Source organism: Plantactinospora sp. WMMB334, assembly GCF_049179095.1.
In the GTDB taxonomy this organism is placed as follows: domain Bacteria; phylum Actinomycetota; class Actinomycetes; order Mycobacteriales; family Micromonosporaceae; genus Plantactinospora.
The window spans coordinates 7,685,126-7,704,357 of the sequence record NZ_JBMHME010000002.1 but is presented as its reverse complement, the minus strand read 5'-3'; the positions used below and the strand labels follow the sequence as shown (position 1 = coordinate 7,704,357).

Here is a 19,232-nt window from a genome sequence, read left to right as displayed (position 1 = left end):
CCACCCGTCGGGCAGGGCCGTGGGGCCGCGAAACGCGCGGGCGGGGCGGTGCTCAGGCGGCCGCGGCCGGGTCGATCCGGTCAGGCTCGGTGATGGTCGCGAGGTCGGCCAGGTCCCGGCGGAGGGCACCCTCGCCGGCCCGCGCGGCAAGCCCGCCGAAGACCACCGCCAGCAGCCGGCCGTACCGGGCGGTGGGCGCGCCCTCGTGGCTCACCGTCACCACGGTGCGGCCGCGGCCCGGCCGTCGCGCCTCGACCGGGATGAAGGTGTACGTCGTCAGGTAGTCCACCCCGTCGCCGGAGGAGCTGACCACGAGCCGTCGGGGCGGCACCGCCTCCCGGACGGCGAACTCCTCGACCATCCCGATGCCGTCCGGCCCGGTCCGGCTCTCCCGCCAGACCGTGCCGATCCCGAAGGCCGCGCCCATACGCGGCGCGGGTGGCGGAGAGCTTTCGCCCGGCCCGCCCGGCCCGGCCGTTGCCAGCACCTCGACGGCGTCGACCTGGCAGAGCCAGCGGGGGCGGGCGGGCAGGTCGGTGAAGACCCGCCAGAGCTCGTCGGCGGGTGCCTCGATCAGCCTGCTGAACGTCACCGTCGACATGGGAACCTCCCCGGATACCACGGTACGGCGTGGGAGAGGCCGCCCACAGCCCGGGCCGCCGCAGAGTGATCAGAACGTGACAGGACGACGTCCGGAAGCCGCCCCTGAACCGAGGGCGTCAGCCTCGTCGGTTCGGGGGATCTGCTCCGGACGGACACTGTCGAGCTGCCCCGCTCGTGCGCCCAGCGGACAGCACCCCTCCTGCGTCCCCCCGTCCTGCATTTCGGGGTGCCCCGGCTGTGCACCCAGCTCGACAGTGCCACCGCAGGACTCGGGCCGTCCTGCGCCGGTCGTCAGCTCTCGAACGCGCCCGTCCTGGTCGCGGAGACGAATGCCGCCCAGCTGGCCGGCTCGAACGACAGGACCGGGGCCGGGTCCTTCGAGTCACGCACGCCGACGACCCCGGGCAGGTTGTCGGCCACCTCGATGCAGAGTCCCTGGTCGTTGGAACGGCTGCTCTTGCGCCAGCGAGCGGCTCCCGCGTTGAACATTTTTGTACCCTTTCAAGGTGAATCACACTTGATGACGGGTTTGTACCCGTCTGGGTAAGTCAACGCGTGATCGAGACTCCCGTAACGCTACGGGAGCATCCTGTTACCCACCGCCGCCGGGCGATCGCACACCTCGTGCGACCGTCCCGGCGACCTCGCCGAGGCCGACCGTGGTGCCGTCCGGCCCCGGCGCCGTGGCGCCGATGACGACGGTGTCACCGTCCTCCAGGAAGGTCCGGGTCGCACCGTCGGCCAGTTTCACCGGGTCCGCCCCGCCCCAGGTCAGTTCGAGAAAGGAGCCGACCTGGTCACGCCGGGGTCCGGAGACGGTGCCGGAGACGTAGAGATCGCCGGTACGCAGCGCGGCCCCGTTCACGGTCAGGTGCGCGAGCTGCTGGGCCGGGGTCCAGTACATCCCGGCGAAGGGTGGCTCGCTGACCCTGGTGCCGTTCCACTCCACCGTCAGCCGCAGGTCCAGCCCCAGGTGCGGTACGTCCCGCAGATAGTCGAGCACCGCCGGCTCCTGCTCCGGCGCCGGCACCCAGGCGTCGGCCAGCGCCTCCAGCGGCACCACCCAGGGCGAGACCGAGGTGCAGAACGACTTGCCGAGGAAGGGCCCGAGCGGCTGGTACTCCCAGGCCTGGATGTCCCGGGCCGACCAGTCGTTGACCAGCACCACCCCGAAGACGTGTGCGGCGAAGTCGTCCACCCCGACCGGCTCACCCAGCGGCGACGGTACGCCGACCACGAAGCCGACCTCGGCCTCGATGTCCAGCCGGGTCGAGGGTCCGTATACCGGCCCCTCCGGGGTGCCGCGCTGCCCCGCCGGGCGGACGACCGGCGTGCCGGAGACCACCACCGTGCCGGCCCGGCCGTGGTAGCCGACCGGCAGGTGCCGCCAGTTCGGCAGCAGCGCCGCCCCGCCGAGCCGGAAGATCTGCCCCACGTTGGCCGCGTGGTGCTCGGACGAGTAGAAGTCGACGTAGTCGGCGACCGCGAAGGGCAGCTCCAGCTCGACCCGGTCGAGCGGGACCAGCAGCGGCGCCACCGCGGCCCGGTGCTCCTCCCCGGTCAGCAGCTCCACGATCCGGGCCCGGATCGTCGTCCACTGTGCCCGGCCGAGCGTCAGGAACGCGTTCAGGGTCGGCTGCCGCAGCGCGCCGCCGGCCAGGACCAGCCCGGCCGCCTCCGCGCCGTCGAGGTCGAGCACGGCGCTTCCGATCCGTACGCCGATCCGGGGCGGCCGCCCCGCCGCCCGGAAGACCCCGTACGGCAGGTTGTGCACCCCGTACGGCGATCCGATCGCCTCGGCCACCCAGGTCACGTCAGCTCCTCTCCTCGACTGTCACGGCACTCCTCGGCTGTCACGGCTCGAAGCCTCCGTTCACCAGGCCCAGCCGGACGAGGTCGATCAGCGGTTCCATCACGCTGCACGAGCCGAACCCGATCCAGAGCGGGCGCCGCTCGTCCCGCCGCGACCGGATTGCCTCGACCAGCGGCACCGGGTCGGTCGAGGCCAGCACCTCGGCCACCTCGGTCACCTCTCCGCCGGAGCACGCCACGGCGGCGGCGGCCAGCACGTTGACGAAGCCGTGGTGGGTGAAGCCGGTCTCCGGGTCGATGTGCCGGATCGCGTGGTGCAGCCCGGCGGTGAGCTTGAACGGAAGTTCCCGGTCGCGGCAGGCACCGATCACCGCGGCGAGCTCGACCGGGGTCGGGAAGAGCTCGGCGGCGAGCCCGCCGGTGCGGAACTTGGCCGCGATCCGCTTCCCGGCGGCCCGTTCCTCGGCCATCCGGTCGAGGGCGCCGAGCAGTCCCCAGGTGAGCGGGATCTCGGCGTAGACCTCCGCGTCGTCCAGCTGGGCGGAGAGCCCGGCGAGCGCGGCCAGGCCGGGCAGCGGGTCCTCGCCGCGCTTGGCGACCGCCATCTCGACCTGCCGGATACGGATCCGGGGGTCGGTCCGGTCGCACCGCGGGTAGAGCTCCGGCACCGGCACGTCGCCGATCACCCCGACCTCGATCCGCTCGCCGTCGTCGAGCAGCGCCGGCAGCTCGGGCAGGGCCGAGGCGGGCAGCAGCAGCGGGCCGACGAGCGGGGCGTACCAGGCCCCGCGGTACCGGCGGTGCGCGGCGACCGCGTCGGGCAGCGTGGCGCTGCCGGGCGGGAAGACGGCGGCGTCGTCCACCAGCCCGGCGAAGAGCCGGGGCACCTGCGTTGACACGAACAGAGAACTTACGGGACGCTACGACTAGCGGACAACACCGTCCGATTATCGGACGCTCTTGCCCGTTCACTGGGACAAATGGGAGGCGATCATGCCGTACTACCGCAGCGTCGGCGAGGTGCCCCGGAAGCGCCACACCCAGTTCCGGCAACCCGACGGCAGCCTGTACGCCGAGGAGCTGATGGGCCAGGAGGGTTTCTCCTCCGACTCGTCCCTCCTCTACCACCGCCACCTGCCGACCGCGATCGTCGCCGCCGAGGAGTTCACCCCGCCGGGCGCGCCGACCCGGGTGCCGAACCTGCCGCTCAAGCCCCGCCACCTGCGTACCCACAAACTCGACGGCGGCGCCGGCACCGACGCGATCCTCGGCCGGACGCACCTGCTGGCCAACGAGGACGTCCGGATCTCCTACGTCGTCGCCGACCAGCCCTCCCCGCTCTACCGCAACGCCGTCGGCGACGAGTGCCTCTACGTCGAGTCCGGAGCCGCCCGGATCGAGTCGACCTTCGGCGTGCTCGGGGTGACCGCCGGCGACTACGTGATCATCCCGACCTCGGTGCTCTACCGGGTCGTGCCGGTCGCACCGGTGCCGCTGCGGATGCTCGCCGTCGAGGCGACCGGGCACATCGGCCCGCCCAAGCGCTACCTCTCGGTACGCGGCCAGTTCCTCGAACACTCCCCCTACTGCGAGCGGGACGTACGCGGCCCGGAGGCGCCGCTGCTGGTCGACGGGACCGACGTCGAGGTCTACGTCCAGCACCGCCGGGGCTGGACCCGGCACGTCTACGCCAACCACCCCTTCGACGTGGTCGGCTGGGACGGGCACCTCTACCCGTGGGCCTTCTCCATCCACGACTTCGAGCCGATCACCGGCCGGCTCCACCAGCCGCCGCCGGTGCACCAGACCTTCCAGGGCCCCAACTTCGTGATCTGCTCCTTCGTGCCCCGCAAGGTCGACTACCACCCGCTGGCCGTCCCGGTGCCCTACAACCACCACAACGTCGACTCCGACGAGATGCTCTTCTACACCGGCGGCAACTACGAGGCCCGGCGCGGCTCCGGGATCGAGCAGGGCTCGATCTCGCTGCATCCGGCCGGTTTCACGCACGGCCCGCAGCCCGGCGCCCCGGACCGGGCCATCGGGGCGGAGAGCTTCGACGAGCTGGCGGTCATGGTCGACACCTTCCGCCCGCTCGACCTCTGCCCACCCGCGCTCTCCTGCGAGGACACCGGCTACGCCTGGACCTGGTCGGGGCGTCCACCCTCCGCCTGACCGGCCCGGAAAGCAGGATCCGCGCGGAATCAGTCGCGTCCGCTCGCGGGTGACCAGCCGAAGAGCACCGCCAGCTCGGTGGCGGCGGCGGTGAAGAGCGCCAGCACCAGCGGCCACGGGGACCCGACGAACGCGTAGAGCAGGATCAGGCACGGGCCGGCGATCACGGCGTAGACGGCGAGGGCCAGCAGCCCGTCGGAGCGGATCAGGTCGGGCAGCCGCCCCCGGCCCATGGTCGGCACCCGGCGGGCGAAGCGCCAGACCAGGATGCCGCCGGTGACCGCCGCCAGCCCGGCCCAGACCCGGGACGCGAACGGGTTTCCCGCCGCGAGACACGCCACCAGCACCGAGACCACGATGGTGTAGCCGGCGCCGTACATCAGCAGCCGGCGCAGCCCGTCGCCGACGGTACGCCCGCTGTTGCCGCTGGCCGGGGCGAGCGCGGCGGCGTCGGCGAGGTGTTCCAGCGCCTCGGCGTAGCGCCGCTGCTCCAGCCGGATCACCCCGATGTTGTGCTGCGCCTCGGCCAGCTCGGGGTCGAGCCGCAGTGCCTCCCGGTACGACCGCTCGGCGAGGTCGAACATCTCCATCCTGGCCGCCACCAGTCCGAGTACCAGATGCGCCTGCGGCTCCTCCGGTGCCAGCTCGACACCGCGCCAGGCCGCGTTGAGCGCCTGCTGCCCGTTGCGCGACTCGCCGAGGATCGCGGCGGCGCTGCGCTGGGCGTACGCGTCGTCCCGGCCGAGCGCCAGGATCTGGCCGGCGACCGCCGCCGCCTCGGCGAACCGGCGCAGGTCGGCAAGGGCGTGTCCCCGGATCACCAGGGGGCGGACCAGTTCCGGAGCGGCGGCGACGGCGGCGTCGGCAGCGCTCAACGCCTCCCCGGAGCTGCCCGCCGCGAGTTTGACCATCGCCAGCATGACCAGCGCGGGCACATGGTCCGGGTCGAGCGCGATCGCGAACCCGACCTCGGCGGCGGCCTCGTCGTAGCGGCCGAGTTCGGCGAGCAGTTCGGCGCGCTGGACATACCCTTCGGCGGAGGAGGACTGGTCGGAATCGGCGTCGCTGGACACGGGCCGAGCCTATCCGGCGCTGTCCCGCCGATCTTCACGGCCGACCCGGCCAACATCGACACTCCGGGCGGTTAACGGCCGGCCTCCGGCCAGTTAATCGACGACCCGCCGAATGCCCACTCCCCAGGCGCGCGATTGCGCGGTACCGTAGACGGGACCAAGCCTGGCGCTCCCCCCGTGGTGTCAGGCTTGGTCCCTATCTCGCCCCCGGAGGCCGGCGGCGCACGGCGCGACCGGTCGGGACCCGGCAGCGGCTCAGCGGTGGATCAGGGCGACGGCGATCCCGGCCAGGCCCTCGCCCCGGCCGGTCAGGCCGAGTCCGTCGGTGGTGGTGCCGGAGACGGTGACCGGGGCGCCGACCGCCGCCGTCAGCGCCCGCTGGGCCTCGTCGCGGCGGGGGCCGATCTTCGGGCGCACACCGATCACCTGGATCGAGACGTTGCCGATCTCGAACCCGGCGGCCCGGACCCGGCGGGCGGTCTCGGCCAGCAGGGTGACCCCGGCGGCGCCGGCCCACTCCGGCTCGGCCACCCCGAAGTTGCCGCCGAGGTCGCCGAGGCCGGCGGCGGAGAGCAGCGCGTCGCAGGCGGCGTGCGCGGCGACGTCGCCGTCGGAGTGTCCGGCGAGCCCGTCCACCCCGGGCCAGTGCAGGCCGGCGACCCAGCAGGGCCGGCCCGGTTCGAACCCGTGCACGTCGGTACCGACACCGACCAGCGGAACGATCACGTGCGAAAGCGTAGGCGATCAGTGGTGCCCGGCGAGCGGCACGGCGGTGAGCAGGTGCTCGGCCAGGACCAGGTCGAACGGGCGGGTGATCTTCATGGCGTACTCGGAGCCGGGGACGCAGGTGACGCGTACGCCCTGCTTCTCGACCAGGCCCGCGTCGTCGGTGAGCGGGTCGACGGCGGCGGCGTGCGCGGCGGCGAGCACCGCCCGCCGGAAGCCCTGCGGCGTCTGCACGGCCCGCAGCGCGGCCCGGTCGACGGTGCCGAGCACCGCACCGGCGGCCGAGACCTCCTTGATCGTGTCGACCACCGGCAGCACCGGGACCACGGCGTCCTCACCGCCCCGCACCGCCCCGGCCACCGACTCGACCAGGGCGGTCGGGGTCAGTGCCCGCGCCGCGTCGTGCACCAGGACGATCTCGGGGCCGGCCGGCACCGCCGCCAGCGCGGCGGCCACCGACTCCTGACGGGTGGTCCCGCCGGCCACCACCGTCAGCGCGGCGACCGGCCGGAGCAGCGCCCGGACCGCCTCCTCGTCGCCGGGCGGCGCCGCCACCACGACGGTGTGCACGGAGGGTGCGGCCGCGATCCGCCGGACGGCGTGCACGAGCAGCGGCTCGCCGCCGATCCTGCGGAGCGCCTTGGGGCCGCCGGGCCCGAGTCGGACCCCGGCACCGGCCGCAGGAACGAGGACCGCGACGTCACCGCGCGGATTGAGCTGCGCGGTCACGTCGCGGTCCTCGGACTTTCTGCGGGGTACGGCAGGCACGGGCGGAAGTGCCTGACATAGCGGCTATGCCTCGGTGAGCACCTTGTCGAGAAGGGTTTCCGCTTCGTCCTTGGTGCTCTTTTCGGCGAGCGCGACCTCACCGACGAGGATGTCGCGGGCCTTGGCGAGCATCCGCTTCTCGCCCGCGGACAGGCCCCGCTCCCGCTCCCGACGCCAGAGGTCACGAACGACCTCCGCCACCTTGAGTGGGTTACCGGAGGCCAGCTTCTCCAGATTTGCCTTGTAACGCCGCGACCAGTTGGTCGGCTCCTCGGTGTGCGGGGCACGGAGGACATCGAAGACCTTACCCAGGCCCTCTTCGCCGACCACTTCGCGCACGCCCACGATCTCGGCATTCTCCGCGGGCACCCGGACCGTCAGATCACCCTGAGCGACCCTGAGGACGAGGTACTGCTTGGGCTCGCCCTTGATGACCCGAGTCTCGATTGCCTCGATGAGTGCGGCCCCGTGGTGGGGGTAAACAACGGTCTCGCCGACACTGAAAACCATAGGTTCGAAACCCCTTTCGCTGTGTCTAGGGTAACACGCTCAGGCACCGATGTCCCACCGCAGTCCTGACCGTTAGCGCAGCTCAGAGGCCCTGTGAGAGGTCTTTCTTCGGCTTGACACGGCAGGAATCCATGGATTTGGGCACGCTCTGTGACACACGGATCACCGGCCGACAAGACGGATCGGAAAAATCGGATCTAGGGCGTTGCGGTCCTTCCACCATATCTCTTCCGCGCCCGGCGCCGCCCCCACTGGCGGTACGACCTCCGGTGGGGGAGGCTGGAACGACAACCCGTTCACACCTCAGGTGCGAGCCAGGGGGTGCGCATGAGCACGTCGGCGGATGGCGACGGCCGGCCGGAGAACGGCCCGTTCGAGGGCCTGCCCGACCTGCCGGCCGAGTGGGGGCGGATAGTCATCCCCGACGATCCCGCCGACCTCGCCGCCGAAGCCGCCGAGGTCCGCCGGGAGCTGCGGCTACGGGCCCGCCGCGACGGGTGGCGGCGGCTTCTCGGACTCTCCTCGGCCAGCTCCGGCCGGTCTCCGCTCCGGCTCTGCCTCCTGATCATGTCGGTCGCGCTGCTGGCGACCCTGACCAGCCTCTTCGCGATCACCTGGCCCGGCCAGCAACGTCCACAGGCCACCGGCCGGACCAGCCCGGGCAGCCCGGGCGACACGCCCGGCGGTGCCCTGCCGGCGCTCGACCTGGTGGGCGAGGACGGTCAACTCGTCCCGTTGCGCGGGCTGCTCCCCGCCGTGATCATGCTGGTCGACGGCTGCACCTGCACCGGGGAACTCGACGCCGCCGTCCGGTCCGCTCCGCCCGGGGTCGCCGTGCTGGCGGTCAGTAGCCGCCGGGCGGTGCCGAGCGCCAGACCCGTCGCGCCACCGGCCCGGACGCCGCGCCACCTGACCGACCCGACCTCGGAGCTGCGGACCGCGCTGCACCTGAACGACGCCGGTGACGCGGTCAGTGTCGTCCTGGCCAGCCGCTCGGGCCGGATCGTGCGGACCGTGCCGGACCTCACCTCGGCGGCGGACTACCAGCCCGACCTGTCCGGCCTGCCGACCGCCGCCTGAACGGCACCGCCCGGACCCCGCCGCGGCTCCGGACCCCGCCGCGGCTCAGGAGAGGTCGACCACCTGGAGCACCACCTTGACGTGCCGGTGGTTCAGCCGCCGGGCCCCGATGGTCAGCTCGTCCCCGGTCGCGACAAGCTGCACGCTGCCGAACGGTCCGGGGCAGCTCACCGACCTCGACCAGCTTCCCGCCACCCCGCGCACCACCCGCACGTAGAGCTGGCCGTCACTGAGGCAGACGTACTGGAGCAGGTAACGGCCACCCGGATGGGTCTGCACCGACCAGGTGACGAACCTGCGCTGGTCCAGTGTTGCCGTCTGGCGCCAGAGCGTCTCCGGAAAGCGGGGCAACGCCTGCGCCGCCGCGCTGTCGCCCCGCCCGCCGGCCAGGTCCGCACCCCCGCCCCCGGAGCCGACCACCGGCGCGTCGACCCCGGTCTGCCCCGGCCGGGGCGGCTCCGGCGCCGACCAGACCGACCACCAGCCGCCCAAGCCGACCAGAAGCACCGCCGCCATCGTCAGAGCCAACCTACGCATCCGGTCGCCTCCCTGTCGTCGGCACAGCGCACCTGTCCCTAGGAGCCACCCCGGCCGGTCACACCGGCCGTGCGCCGCCCACCACTCCCGGCTGCCGGTCCAGCAGGGCCGCGTAGAGGGTCAGTCCGGGGCCGAAGGCGAGCATTACCACGGTACGGGGTGGAACGTCCGACCGCCGCAGGCGTTCCAGGATGAGCAAAGACGTCGGCGACGAGCAGTTGCCGTGCTCGTCGAGGACCGCCCGGGAGGCGGCCAGCGCCTCCGGCGGCAGTCCCAACTCCTCCTCCACCACGTTGAGGATCCGGGGCCCGCCCGGATGCACCGCCCAGCCGTCCACCTCGGATATCCGCCGGCCGTGCCGGGCCAACAGGTCGGTGACCAGGGCGGCCACGTGCGCCGCCAGCACCTGCGGCACCTTCGGCGACAGTCCCATCCGGAACCCGGTGTCGGTCAGCTCCCAGGTCATGTGGTCGGCCGTCGAGGTGTCGGTGACGGCGGTGACCTCGCGGACCGCGTACCCGGGGCGGGTGGTAGGGGCGATCACGACCGCGACCGCCGCGTCGGAGAAGAGCGCGTGCGAGATGATCTGCTGGGTGTCCATCCGGGCCGTGGAGGGCTGGAGGTGCAGGCTGGTCAGCTCGGCGCAGAGCAGCAGCGCCGGACGACCCCGGGCGGCGACGAAGTCGTTCGCGGCGGCGAGCCCGGGCAGCGCCGCGTAACAGCCCATGTGGCCGACGAACATCCGCTGGGTGTCGGGGGCCATTCCCATGTCCCGGGCCAGCAGGATGTCCAGCCCCGGTGTGGCGTACCCGGTGCAGGAGCAGACCACGAAGAGGCCGATCTGCCCCGCCGCGAGGCCGGCGTCGGTAAGTGCCCGGCCGACCGCCTCCTTGCCCAGCGGCAGCGCCTCGATCTGGTAGCGCCGCATCCGGCGCTCGGTCGGCCAGTCGGAGACATCCTCCAGCAGCGGGCTGACCGCCGCCTGCCGGTGCCGTACGCCCGAGTTGGCGAAGATCCGCTCGGCGAGCGCCCGGGTGGCTCCGGAGAAGTGCCGGGCGAAGAAGCCCGCCCACAGTTCCTTCTGGCTCGCCCTCGGCGGCAGCGCCACACCCACGCCGACGACCACTCCGGAGCCGTCCTGCCTGCTTCCGCTCACAACCCGTCCTCCGATCGCGACTGCGCACCCCGCGCGCTCCGCGCGCCCATCGAGCCCAACCCCCGAGCGTGACCTCGGGACTCGCCGGCCGGACGCACCGCTCGCGGTGCCGAGATCGGCGGCGGTCGCGCCGGCCGGCCGCACAGCACGGTTCGCGTACGCCGGAGCCGACGCTCACCTTCCCGATCCACACTCACCTTCCCGATCGACGGTCATCCTTCACCGATACCCAGTCACCCGGGGGGCTCACCACCGTGGGGTGGAGGCGTCCAGGTCCGGGTCGCCACCGAGGGCGGCGATGCCGAGCCAGTCCGCGCAGACGTCCGAGGTCGCCGGGTGCAGCGAGCCGCAGCGGGCGTCCCGGTAGAGGCGTTCCAGCGGGTGTCCCCGGCGGGTCGCCGAGGTGCCCGCCGCCTCCACCATCGAGGCCGCCACCTCGGCGGCGGTCGTCCCGGCGAGCAGCTTGGCCCGCCACACCCAGCGGTTCGTCTCGGCGTCGCCCGGCGCCGCGTCGACCCGGCGGGCCGCCTCGGTCACCGCCAGCGAGGCGGCGGCGGTGGCGGCGTCCGCCCGGCCGAGCCGGGCGCGTACCGCCGGCAGGCCGTCCAGCCCACGGGCGGTCAGGTGCTCGACGGCGGCGTCGATCGCCGCCCGGGCCACCCCGACGTAGACGGCGGCGTAGCTGGCCACCAGCCAGTGCGGCATGAGCTGTGCGACCACCAGGGCCAGCCCCTCCACCCCGCCGAGCAGCCGGTCGGCCGGCACGACGACGTCCAGGTGCAGGTCGTGCGAGGCGGTTGCCCGCATCCCGAGCGAGTCCCAGGTCGGCTCGACGTGCAGCCCGTCCGGCCCGGCCGGGACCAGGAACTGCGACACCACCGACTGGTCGGCGACGCTGCGGGCGGCGACCAGGTACGCGTCCGCGTGCCCCGCCCCGGAGCAGAAGGTCTTGGCGCCCTTGATGTGGTAGCCGCCCGCCACCGGCTCGTACGTCGTGCTCAGCTTCGACAGCCGGGAGCCGACGCCACGCTCGCTCATCGCCACGGCGTACCAGGCGCCGGCCGCCGCCTCGGCGAGCAGCCGGTCCCGGGCCGCCAGCGCCTCGGACGGTACGCCCAGCGCCTCGGCCAACTCCTCGGTCAGCGCACCGAGTGCACCGGTCACCGAGGCGTGCATGTTGAAGACCAGCGCGGTGGCGCCGTTCCCCCTGGCGAGCTCGGTGGCGACCGCCGCGTACCCGGCGAAGGTGGCGCCGAGGCCACCCAGTCTCTGCGGCACCATCAGCCCGAAGAAACCGGCCGAGCGCAGGTCGGCGAAGTCCTCGACCGGAAACGTGCCGTCCCGGTCGTGTCCGGCCGCCCGGGCCGCCATTCTCGGCGCCACCCGGCGGGCCGCTGCGAGCGCGTCCACCGTCATCCGTGTCCCCTCCCGCACCGGCCGGCGGCCGGTGCTGTCGCCCGCCGCTATCCGTTCCTGGTGCCCCACCCCTGGTAGAGCACTGCCGCCGACCAGGTCGGCACGATCCGTGGTGCGCCCCGACCGGCGGCGGCCGGCACGCCCTCGCCCGCCCGGGTCGGTGTGTCCGGGCCGGGCTCCATCGGCGCGGCCGGACCAGGCCCGATCGGCGCGGCCGGACCAGGCCCGATCGGCGCGGCCGGACCAGGCCCGATCGGCGCGGCCGGACCAGGCTCCATCGGCGCGGCCGGACCGGCCGGAGGGCCGGGGCGGGTCATGGCGCGGCGCAGCAGCCAGCGCGCCGTGCCCCAGACGGCCGGCCGGATGCCCCGGACCCGCAGCGCGATGCCGTGCCGGGCGCACTCCCGCACCAGCTCCCCCGAGCCGACGAAGAGCCGGGGATCGTGGATCCCCCGGGGCACGCCCCGGAACATCTCGGCCACCCGCACCGCCAGCAGGCGGCTCAGCGCGGTGTCGTTGAGCGTGTCCAGCACCAGCGTGCCGCCGGGCCGGAGCAGCCGGGCCGCCTCGGCGACCACCCCCGGCCAGTCCGGTACGTGCTCCAGCACCTCACCGGCGACGACCACGTCGGCACAGCCGTCGACCAGCGGCACCGCCCCGGCATCCCCGTTGACCGGGCGCACGCCGTGCGCCGCGGCCTGGGTGAGGGCGGAGCCGACCAGGTCCACCCCGACGTGCCGGTAGCCCCTGCCGGCCACCCGGGGAGCGAGCAGCCCGGCGCCGCAGCCGAGGTCGACCAGGACCGCCCCGGCGCGGGCGGCCGGCGGCACCAGCCCGGCGCGGGCCTCGGCCAGCCAGTGCAGCATGGCGAAGGCGCCGTCCGGCTGCCACCACTGGTCGGCGAGATCGTCGTACTGCCGGGGATCGTTGCGCGGCAGCGCGCGGGACCGGCCGCCGGGCACCGTGACCCCGGCGCCCGTGTCCGACCTGGTCCGCGCCATCCGCATGCGATCGAGCCTGGCACGACCACGCGGTAACAACCAGACTTCCCATATGTCGCATGTGGTGTTAGGGCTGGTCCGGGCGAGTCATCCCGAGCCGGCGGTCGCGGTGACCACCGTCTCCGCCCTGCTCGCCTGGGGCGTCGGGCACCCGCCGGGCGGCATCGCGGCGGTCGCGCTCACCGTGCTCGCCAGCCAGCTCGCCGTCGGCTGGACCAACGACCGGATCGACGCCGACCGGGACGCCGCAGTCGGCCGCCGGGACAAGCCGGTGGCCGACGGCATGGTCGGTCGCCGGCTGGTCGCCGTGGCCGGGGTGCTGGCCGCCGTGCTCACCCCGCTGCCGGTGCTCCTCCTCGATCCGGCCGCCGCCGCAGCGGCCACCCTCGCCCTGCTCTCCGCCCTGCTCTACAACTGGCCGCTGAAGTCCACCCCGCTCTCGGTGCTGCCGTACGCGGTCTCGTTCGGGACGTTGCCGGCTCTCGTCGTACTCGGGCTGCCCGGCGCGCCCGCCCCGCCGGCCTGGCTGGTGGCGGCGGGCGCGCTGCTCGGCGCCGGGGCGCACTTCGCGAACGTCCTGCCGGATCTCGCCGACGACGAGCGGACCGGGGTACGCGGGCTGCCGCACCGGCTCGGCCCGACCGGTTCCCGCGTCGCCGCCGCCGGGCTGCTCCTGGCGGCGACCGCGACGCTGGTGGTGGGGCCGCCCGGGCCGCCGTCCTGGGCCGGCCTGGCGGCGGTCGCGGTCGCCGCCGTGGTCCCGCCGCTCGGCTGGTACGCGAGCCGGGCCGCCGCCGCCCGGGGCGACCGCCCGGTGGCCGTCTTCCGGGCCGTCATGCTCGTGGCACTGATCGATGTCGTGCTGCTGGTGACGAGCGGCCGGGTGGTCTGACCCGCCGCGTGATCCAGGCCGGTCCCGCCGGGACGGGGCCGGCCGGGATACCGGGTCGGCGTACGGGAGCGGATCACCGCCCACTACCCTGGAGCCCGTTGAGCCGGGTACGGCCCGCGTATCCGTGCGGCCAGGCCGGAGATCGCGACGGCACCGTCCGCGACGGCGACCGGGATCGCAATGAGGAGGACCAGGTGACGCGCTCGATCGGTGGGGCTCGGCGAGCCGCTGCGGTGCTGGCCGGTACGGCAGCCGGCGCCGCCCTGCTGCTGTCCGGGTGCGGCGCGGGCCAGATCGCCGAGACCGCCGAGCGGATCCCCACCAACCTCGGGGTCAACGCGGAGTCGCCCGACAACAACTACCTGGTCCGCAACGCGTTCGTCGGATACCCGGGCACGGCGGGCTACCCGGCCGGCGCCAACGCGCCGATGAGCGTCACCCTCTACAACGAGACCGGCGAGCCGGTGACGGTCCGGGTCGGCAGCACCGCGGCGGGCGGCGTGACCCTCACCGGGCCGTCGGCCGCGCCGAGCCCGGGTGGCGGTGCCCCGGCGAGCCCGTCGCCGGAGGCGACCGCGGGTAGCCCCGCACCGGACGCGACCGCGGGTAGCCCCGCACCGGACGCGACCGCCGGTAGCCCGTCGCCGGAGGCGACCCAGGAGAGCCCCTCGCCGGGCGGCAGCCCCTCGGCGGATTCCACGGCCGCCCCCGCACCTGCCACCCCCGCCGAGATCCAGATCCCGGCCCATGGGTTCGTGGTGCTCAACCAGGAGACCGCCGGCCGGTGGCTGCAGCTGACCGGGCTGGCCGAGGCACTTCCGCCGGGGCACAGCATCCAGGTCACCTTCGACTTCGGCGGCACCCAGGTCCCGGTCCAGGTGCCGGTCACGGTGCCGCTGGAGCCGGCGCCTCCCGGCACGCCGGTCGTCGGTGGCGAGGAAGAGGAACACGAGTAGGCCGTCGGTTGCCCGGGCGGCTTCCGTCGTACCGGTTGGTTAGCGTGCTCTGGTGACGACCAGCCGAGCCACCTCCCGCCCCGCCTCCGGTCGCGGCCGCGCGGCGGGCCGCGACCCTCGCCCCGCCTACGAGTGCGACGCCTGCGGGCACCAGCCACCCAAGTGGGTCGGCCGGTGTCCGGAGTGCGGCGAGTGGGGTGCGGTCGTCGAGTCGATGCTCACCGGTCCGACCGTCTCCGGCCGGGTGGTGAGTTCCCGGGCACCCGCCGAGCCGGCCCGGCCGATCGCCACGATCAGCGCCGCCCCGGCCCGGGCCCGGCCCACCGGCGTCCCCGAGCTGGACCGGGTGCTCGGCGGTGGCCTGGTCCCCGGCGCGGTGGTGCTGCTCGCCGGTGAGCCCGGGGTCGGCAAGTCGACGCTGCTGCTCGACGTCGCGCAGCAGTGGGCCGCCGGTGCCGGCAGCCCGTCGCTGGTGGTCAGCGGCGAGGAGTCGGTGAGCCAGGTCCGGCTGCGGGCCGAGCGGATGGGCACCCTGCACGACCAGCTCTACCTCGCCGCCGAGAACGACCTCGGCGCCGTCCTCGGCCATCTCGACGCGGTCGAGCCCGGGCTGCTGGTGCTGGACTCGGTGCAGACCATCACCACCCCCGGCACCGAGGGGGTGCCCGGCGGGGTCACCCAGGTCCGGGCGGTCACCGCCGCACTGGTCTCGGTCGCCAAGGAGCGGGGCATCGCGACCGTGCTGGTCGGGCACGTGACCAAGGACGGCCAGGTCGCCGGGCCCCGGGTGCTGGAGCACCTGGTCGACGTGGTGCTGCACTTCGAGGGCGACAAGCACTCCTCGCTCCGGATGGTGCGGGGGGTGAAGAACCGGTTCGGCACGGCCGACGAGGTCGGCTGCTTCGAGATGCACGAGGGGGGCATCACCAGCCTGGCCGATCCCTCCGGGCTCTTCCTGACCCGCTCCGCCGACCCGGTGCCCGGCACCTGCGTCACCGTGGCGATGGAGGGGCGCCGGGCCCTGGTCACCGAGGTGCAGGCGCTGATCGGCGCCACGGTTGCCGGGTCGCCCCGGCGGACGGTCTCCGGGCTCGACAGCGCCCGGTTGGCGATGGTGCTCGCGGTGTTGCAGCGCCGGACGGAGCGGCTGACCCTGCACGACCGGGAGGTCTTCGCCGCCACCGTCGGCGGGATCCGGGTGGTCGAGCCCGCGGCCGACCTGGCCGTCGCCCTCGCGGTCGCCTCCGGCGGGCTCAACCTCGCCATCGCGCCGACCCTGGTGGCGATCGGCGAGGTGGGGCTGACCGGCGAGGTGCGCCGGGTCGCCGCCGTGCCCCGGCGGCTGGCCGAGGCGGCCCGGCTCGGCTTCCGGCATGCGCTGGTGCCGGCCGGCTGCGGCCCGACAGCGAGCGGTGTGACCCCGGAGAACATGCGGGTGATGGAAGTCACCGACGTACGATCGGCGCTGCAGTGCGCGGCCCGCGCGTCGGCTGAGTAACCATACCGTCACAGCAGGTCCGTATTCGCCCGGTCATGGCATGCTTGCGGCCGGCGTCACCCGCGGTCGGCGGCACGTCATGATCGACCAAGATCCGCTATTCAGCTACAAACTGGACATCATGCGGCCGATCCTCCGCACGGTACCGACGGCCCGCCCACGGGAGGAAGCAGGCACAGTGGCACGTCACAGTAACCACGACGGCACCGAACGCAGGGCGGTCCGTAGAATGTCCGGGTGCCGATCGACCGCGACGCGAACCGGACTGCCAGCGCGGCGTCCTCTGTCCGCACCGGCGCCGGGCCCTCGGCGCGCCCTACCAGCATCGGTCTGACCGTGAACGGGACAGGGCCGACCGGAGATCCGTTGCGGGCCAACCTCGCGCTGATGGCGCCGGGCACGGCGCTGCGGGACGGGCTCGAGCGCATCCTGCGCGGCCGCACCGGTGCGCTGATCGTGCTCGGCTACGACCGGGTCGTCGAGACGCTCTGCACCGGCGGGTTCCCGCTCGACGTCGAGTTCTCCGCGACCCGGGTCCGCGAACTGTGCAAGATGGACGGCGCTGTCGTGCTCTCCAGCGACGGCACCCGGATCGTCCGGGCCGCCGTGCACCTGATGCCCGATCCGACGATCCCCACTGAGGAGTCCGGCACCCGGCACCGCACCGCCGAGCGGGTCGCCCGGCAGACCGGGTTCCCGGTGATCTCGGTCAGCCAGTCGATGCGGATCATCAGCCTCTACGTCAACGGTCAGCGGCACGTGCTCGACGACTCGGCCGCGATCCTGTCCCGGGCCAACCAGGCGCTGGCGACGCTGGAGCGCTACAAGCTCCGCCTCGACGAGGTCTCCGGCACGCTCTCCGCGCTGGAGATCGAGGATCTGGTCACCGTCCGGGACGCGGTCGCCGTGGTGCAGCGGCTGGAGATGGTCCGCCGGATCGCCGACGAGATCGCCGGCTACGTGGTCGAGCTCGGCACCGACGGCCGGCTGCTCGCGCTCCAGCTCGACGAGCTGATGGCCGGGGTGGACGCCGACCGGACCCTGGTGATCCGCGACTACCTGCCGACCGGCCGCAAGGCCCGCACCCTGGACGAGGCACTGGTCGAGCTGGACCTGCTCACCGCCACCGAGCTGATCGACCTGGTCGCGGTCGCCAAGGCGATCGGCTATCCGGGCGCCTCCGACGCGCTCGACGCGGCGGTGAGCCCTCGCGGCTTCCGGCTGCTCGCCAAGGTGCCCCGGCTGCCCGGACTGGTGGTCGACCGGCTCGTCGGGCACTTCGGCAGCCTGCAACGGCTGCTCGGCGCCACCGTGGAGGACCTGCAGGCCGTCGACGGGGTCGGTGACGCCCGGGCCCGGGGCGTACGCGAGGGCCTGTCCCGGCTCGCCGAGGCGTCCATCCTGGAGCGCTACGTCTGACGACCCGGCGGGGCGGCGGCGGCACGCGTCCGATTCCGGGAAGCCGTCCCCGAACCTGCACCCCCGCGCCGCGGTGGGGCGCGACCGGCCCCGTCCGGGTCAGCCGGTGATGGTTATCCGGACCGGGTCGCTGTGCTTGTTGCCGAGCCGGCCGAAGAGCTGGTAGGTGCCGGCCGCCGGATAGGGCCCGGCGGCGAGCTGGTTGGCGCACTTGGAGCTCTCCCGGCCGTTCCACGAGACCGTGTATTCGTTCTCGTGGCTGGGCGGGAACGGCCGGATGTCGTTGGAGCGCACCTCGCTGCAGACGTCCGACGACCAGACCTTCCGGGCCCCGGACTTGATGTAGAGCTCCTGGAGGTCGGCACCGACGTCCCGGTTGCAGGTACGGCCGGACACATTTTTGATCTTGAGTCGCAACTGGATCTGCTCCCCCTGCCGCGCGGAGGTCTGCGACGGCACCGGGGTGACCGATATCTCCTCGTCGGCGCACTCGTTGTCGACCGGCGGCGGCGGTGCCGGCACCTGCCCGCCGCCCGCCGGCTCCAGGGAGGTCCCGTCACCCTCCGCCGGCGGCACGTCGGTCGGCTCACCGCCCAGATCCGGATCACCGGCATCGGGTGGGGCGGACGCCGAAGGGTCGACCTGCGGGGTGAGCGTCGGGGACGGCGCGCTCGTCTGCCCCGGGTTGGCCTGCCCGTCCTTTCCGGAATCGCCCGACTCACCCATACCGATGCAGGAGTAGAGCAGCACGATCAGGAAGAGCAACAGGGCACCGAGCACGACGGCGCGACGCCGCCAATACACGGCGGGCGGAAGGGGGCCAACCGTCAGACGCATAATGTCTTCACCGTATCGGCACGGCTGGTGTCGACCCTCACGACGCGCCGGGGTCCGCCGCGCCGTATCACCGCCGTCGGCCTGTCCCTTGGCGATCCGCGGCGGCGTTGGGTCGGTGCCCGGTGTCGACGACCGTCACAGATAGACCTTGCGCTGGTAGACCGCGTGCGCCCCGGCCACCCGGTCGAGGAAGAGCCGTCCCGCGCAGTGGTCGATCTCGTGTTGCAGCGCCCGCGCCTCGAAACCGTCGGTGACGAGCCGGACGGCCGCCCCGGTGCCGGGCAGGACCCCGCGGACCACCACCCGGCTGGCCCGCTTCACGTCGCCGGTCAGGTCGGGGACCGACATGCAGCCCTCCCGGCCGGGCCGCCAGCGACTGGACTCGACGACCTCGGCGTTGCAGAGCACGAAGGTGCCGTGCGACGTGACGGTCTTGGGATGCCCGGTCACGTCCACGGCGAAGACCCGGGCGCCGACCCCGACCTGCGGCGCGGCCAGGCCGACGCAGCCCGGCGACACCCGCATGGTGGCCACCAGGTCGGCGGCGAGCCGGACCACCTCGTCGTCGAGCGGATCGACGGTGGCGCCGACCCGGCTCAGCACCCCGGCCGGCGCGGTCACCACCGGCCGTACCCGGCCCGGATCGCCGAGCGCCGCCGGAGTCCAGTCACCCAGACCGCACGTCTCGGCCGTTCCCGCGTCCTCGCCCGGCCCGGAGCCCTGGACCATCCCGGAGCCCTGGGCCATCCCAGAGTCCTGGGCCGTCCGGGGTG

At 73.8% G+C, this 19,232-nt stretch carries 20 protein-coding genes; 6 read left to right on the top strand and 14 right to left on the bottom strand.

Features of this window, described 5'->3' with window-relative positions; translation table 11 throughout:
• Positions 1–52: 52 nt before the first annotated feature.
• The 4 genes from ACN27G_RS33430 to ACN27G_RS33415 form a co-directional block, all read right to left on the bottom strand.
• Entirely contained in the window at positions 53–601 is a 549-nt protein-coding gene (locus tag ACN27G_RS33430) for an SRPBCC family protein (RefSeq protein ID WP_421496626.1), read from the bottom strand.
• Between the two features lie 293 nt (positions 602–894).
• The gene (locus ACN27G_RS33425) at positions 895–1,092 is read right to left on the bottom strand and encodes a DUF397 domain-containing protein (RefSeq protein WP_421496625.1); all 198 of its coding nucleotides are present in this window, start codon (positions 1,090–1,092) and stop codon (positions 895–897) included.
• Between the two features lie 103 nt (positions 1,093–1,195).
• Complete coding sequence (fahA, locus tag ACN27G_RS33420) at positions 1,196–2,416, bottom strand: fumarylacetoacetase (protein ID WP_421496624.1); 1,221 nt, start codon at positions 2,414–2,416, stop codon at positions 1,196–1,198.
• Between the two features lie 40 nt (positions 2,417–2,456).
• Positions 2,457–3,314: a hypothetical protein gene (locus ACN27G_RS33415; protein ID WP_421496623.1), complete on the bottom strand. Its 858-nt coding sequence runs from the start codon at positions 3,312–3,314 to the stop codon at positions 2,457–2,459.
• Between the two features lie 94 nt (positions 3,315–3,408).
• On the opposite strand from ACN27G_RS33415, the gene ACN27G_RS33410 reads away from it, so the two are divergent.
• Positions 3,409–4,590 (top strand): homogentisate 1,2-dioxygenase, encoded by a 1,182-nt coding sequence (locus ACN27G_RS33410; RefSeq protein ID WP_421496622.1) that lies wholly within the window; start codon positions 3,409–3,411, stop codon positions 4,588–4,590.
• A gap of 29 nt (positions 4,591–4,619) precedes the next feature.
• Here ACN27G_RS33410 and ACN27G_RS33405 read toward each other — a convergent pair whose 3' ends face one another.
• From ACN27G_RS33405 to ACN27G_RS33390, 4 genes are all read right to left on the bottom strand, one after another.
• Positions 4,620–5,663, bottom strand: coding sequence for a tetratricopeptide repeat protein (locus ACN27G_RS33405; protein ID WP_421496621.1), 1,044 nt, complete (start codon positions 5,661–5,663; stop codon positions 4,620–4,622).
• 255 nt (positions 5,664–5,918) lie between these two features.
• Positions 5,919–6,389, bottom strand: coding sequence for a 2-C-methyl-D-erythritol 2,4-cyclodiphosphate synthase (gene ispF, locus ACN27G_RS33400; RefSeq protein WP_421496620.1), 471 nt, complete (start codon positions 6,387–6,389; stop codon positions 5,919–5,921).
• 18 nt (positions 6,390–6,407) lie between these two features.
• Positions 6,408–7,118 carry a 2-C-methyl-D-erythritol 4-phosphate cytidylyltransferase gene (gene ispD / locus ACN27G_RS33395; RefSeq protein WP_421496619.1) on the bottom strand — a complete coding sequence of 237 codons (711 nt, stop codon included), beginning with the start codon at positions 7,116–7,118 and terminating at the stop codon, positions 6,408–6,410.
• A 63-nt stretch (positions 7,119–7,181) separates the two neighbouring features.
• Entirely contained in the window at positions 7,182–7,667 is a 486-nt protein-coding gene (locus ACN27G_RS33390; RefSeq protein WP_007073334.1) for a CarD family transcriptional regulator, read from the bottom strand.
• A gap of 327 nt (positions 7,668–7,994) precedes the next feature.
• Here ACN27G_RS33390 and ACN27G_RS33385 point away from each other — a divergent pair, with 327 nt between their 5' ends.
• Positions 7,995–8,747 (top strand): hypothetical protein, encoded by a 753-nt coding sequence (locus ACN27G_RS33385; RefSeq protein WP_421496618.1) that lies wholly within the window; start codon positions 7,995–7,997, stop codon positions 8,745–8,747.
• Positions 8,748–8,792: 45 nt separating this feature from the next.
• On the opposite strand, the gene ACN27G_RS33380 is transcribed toward ACN27G_RS33385, so the two are convergent.
• The 4 genes from ACN27G_RS33380 to ACN27G_RS33365 all read right to left on the bottom strand — a co-directional run bounded on the left by ACN27G_RS33380 (position 8,793) and on the right by ACN27G_RS33365 (position 12,863).
• Positions 8,793–9,284 (bottom strand): hypothetical protein, encoded by a 492-nt coding sequence (locus ACN27G_RS33380; RefSeq protein WP_421496617.1) that lies wholly within the window; start codon positions 9,282–9,284, stop codon positions 8,793–8,795.
• A gap of 58 nt (positions 9,285–9,342) precedes the next feature.
• Positions 9,343–10,440, bottom strand: coding sequence for a type III polyketide synthase (locus tag ACN27G_RS33375; protein WP_421496616.1), 1,098 nt, complete (start codon positions 10,438–10,440; stop codon positions 9,343–9,345).
• A gap of 246 nt (positions 10,441–10,686) precedes the next feature.
• Positions 10,687–11,856: an acyl-CoA dehydrogenase family protein gene (locus ACN27G_RS33370; protein ID WP_421496615.1), complete on the bottom strand. Its 1,170-nt coding sequence runs from the start codon at positions 11,854–11,856 to the stop codon at positions 10,687–10,689.
• Positions 11,857–11,903: 47 nt separating this feature from the next.
• A complete protein-coding gene (locus ACN27G_RS33365; protein WP_421496614.1) occupies positions 11,904–12,863 on the bottom strand; it encodes a methyltransferase domain-containing protein in 960 nt (319 codons plus the stop codon).
• Here ACN27G_RS33365 and ACN27G_RS33360 point away from each other — a divergent pair.
• The 4 genes from ACN27G_RS33360 (at position 12,862) to disA (ending at position 17,622) form a co-directional block, all read left to right on the top strand.
• Complete coding sequence (locus ACN27G_RS33360; protein ID WP_421496613.1) at positions 12,862–13,749, top strand: UbiA family prenyltransferase; 888 nt, start codon at positions 12,862–12,864, stop codon at positions 13,747–13,749. The two genes, ACN27G_RS33365 and ACN27G_RS33360, sit on opposite strands and share 2 nt — an antisense overlap.
• 194 nt (positions 13,750–13,943) lie before the next feature.
• Positions 13,944–14,705, top strand: a complete 762-nt coding sequence (locus ACN27G_RS33355; RefSeq protein WP_421496612.1) for a hypothetical protein — start codon at positions 13,944–13,946, stop codon at positions 14,703–14,705.
• A 52-nt stretch (positions 14,706–14,757) separates the two neighbouring features.
• Positions 14,758–16,203 carry a DNA repair protein RadA gene (gene radA / locus ACN27G_RS33350; RefSeq protein ID WP_421496611.1) on the top strand — a complete coding sequence of 482 codons (1,446 nt, stop codon included), beginning with the start codon at positions 14,758–14,760 and terminating at the stop codon, positions 16,201–16,203.
• 237 nt (positions 16,204–16,440) lie between these two features.
• Positions 16,441–17,622, top strand: a complete 1,182-nt coding sequence (gene disA, locus ACN27G_RS33345) for a DNA integrity scanning diadenylate cyclase DisA (protein WP_421496610.1) — start codon at positions 16,441–16,443, stop codon at positions 17,620–17,622.
• 99 nt (positions 17,623–17,721) lie between these two features.
• Here disA and ACN27G_RS33340 read toward each other — a convergent pair whose 3' ends face one another.
• Together ACN27G_RS33340 and ACN27G_RS33335 are read right to left on the bottom strand one after the other, a co-directional pair.
• Positions 17,722–18,459, bottom strand: a complete 738-nt coding sequence (locus ACN27G_RS33340; RefSeq protein WP_421496609.1) for a hypothetical protein — start codon at positions 18,457–18,459, stop codon at positions 17,722–17,724.
• A gap of 135 nt (positions 18,460–18,594) precedes the next feature.
• Positions 18,595–19,188, bottom strand: a complete 594-nt coding sequence (locus ACN27G_RS33335) for a peptide deformylase (RefSeq protein ID WP_421497568.1) — start codon at positions 19,186–19,188, stop codon at positions 18,595–18,597.
• Positions 19,189–19,232 lie beyond the last annotated feature (44 nt).

Coding starts and splice junctions, on each gene's coding strand:
- ACN27G_RS33430 (WP_421496626.1), bottom strand. CDS start 601: ATGTCGACGGTGACGTTCAGCAGGCTGATCGAGGCACCCGCCGACGAG.
- ACN27G_RS33425 (WP_421496625.1), bottom strand. CDS start 1,092: ATGTTCAACGCGGGAGCCGCTCGCTGGCGCAAGAGCAGCCGTTCCAAC.
- ACN27G_RS33410 (WP_421496622.1), top strand. CDS start 3,409: ATGCCGTACTACCGCAGCGTCGGCGAGGTGCCCCGGAAGCGCCACACC.
- ACN27G_RS33390 (WP_007073334.1), bottom strand. CDS start 7,667: ATGGTTTTCAGTGTCGGCGAGACCGTTGTTTACCCCCACCACGGGGCC.
- ACN27G_RS33385 (WP_421496618.1), top strand. CDS start 7,995: ATGAGCACGTCGGCGGATGGCGACGGCCGGCCGGAGAACGGCCCGTTC.
- ACN27G_RS33380 (WP_421496617.1), bottom strand. CDS start 9,284: ATGCGTAGGTTGGCTCTGACGATGGCGGCGGTGCTTCTGGTCGGCTTG.
- ACN27G_RS33370 (WP_421496615.1), bottom strand. CDS start 11,856: ATGACGGTGGACGCGCTCGCAGCGGCCCGCCGGGTGGCGCCGAGAATG.
- ACN27G_RS33360 (WP_421496613.1), top strand. CDS start 12,862: ATGCGATCGAGCCTGGCACGACCACGCGGTAACAACCAGACTTCCCAT.
- ACN27G_RS33365 (WP_421496614.1), bottom strand. CDS start 12,863: ATGCGGATGGCGCGGACCAGGTCGGACACGGGCGCCGGGGTCACGGTG.
- ACN27G_RS33340 (WP_421496609.1), bottom strand. CDS start 18,459: ATGCGTCTGACGGTTGGCCCCCTTCCGCCCGCCGTGTATTGGCGGCGT.
- ACN27G_RS33335 (WP_421497568.1), bottom strand. CDS start 19,188: ATGGTCCAGGGCTCCGGGCCGGGCGAGGACGCGGGAACGGCCGAGACG.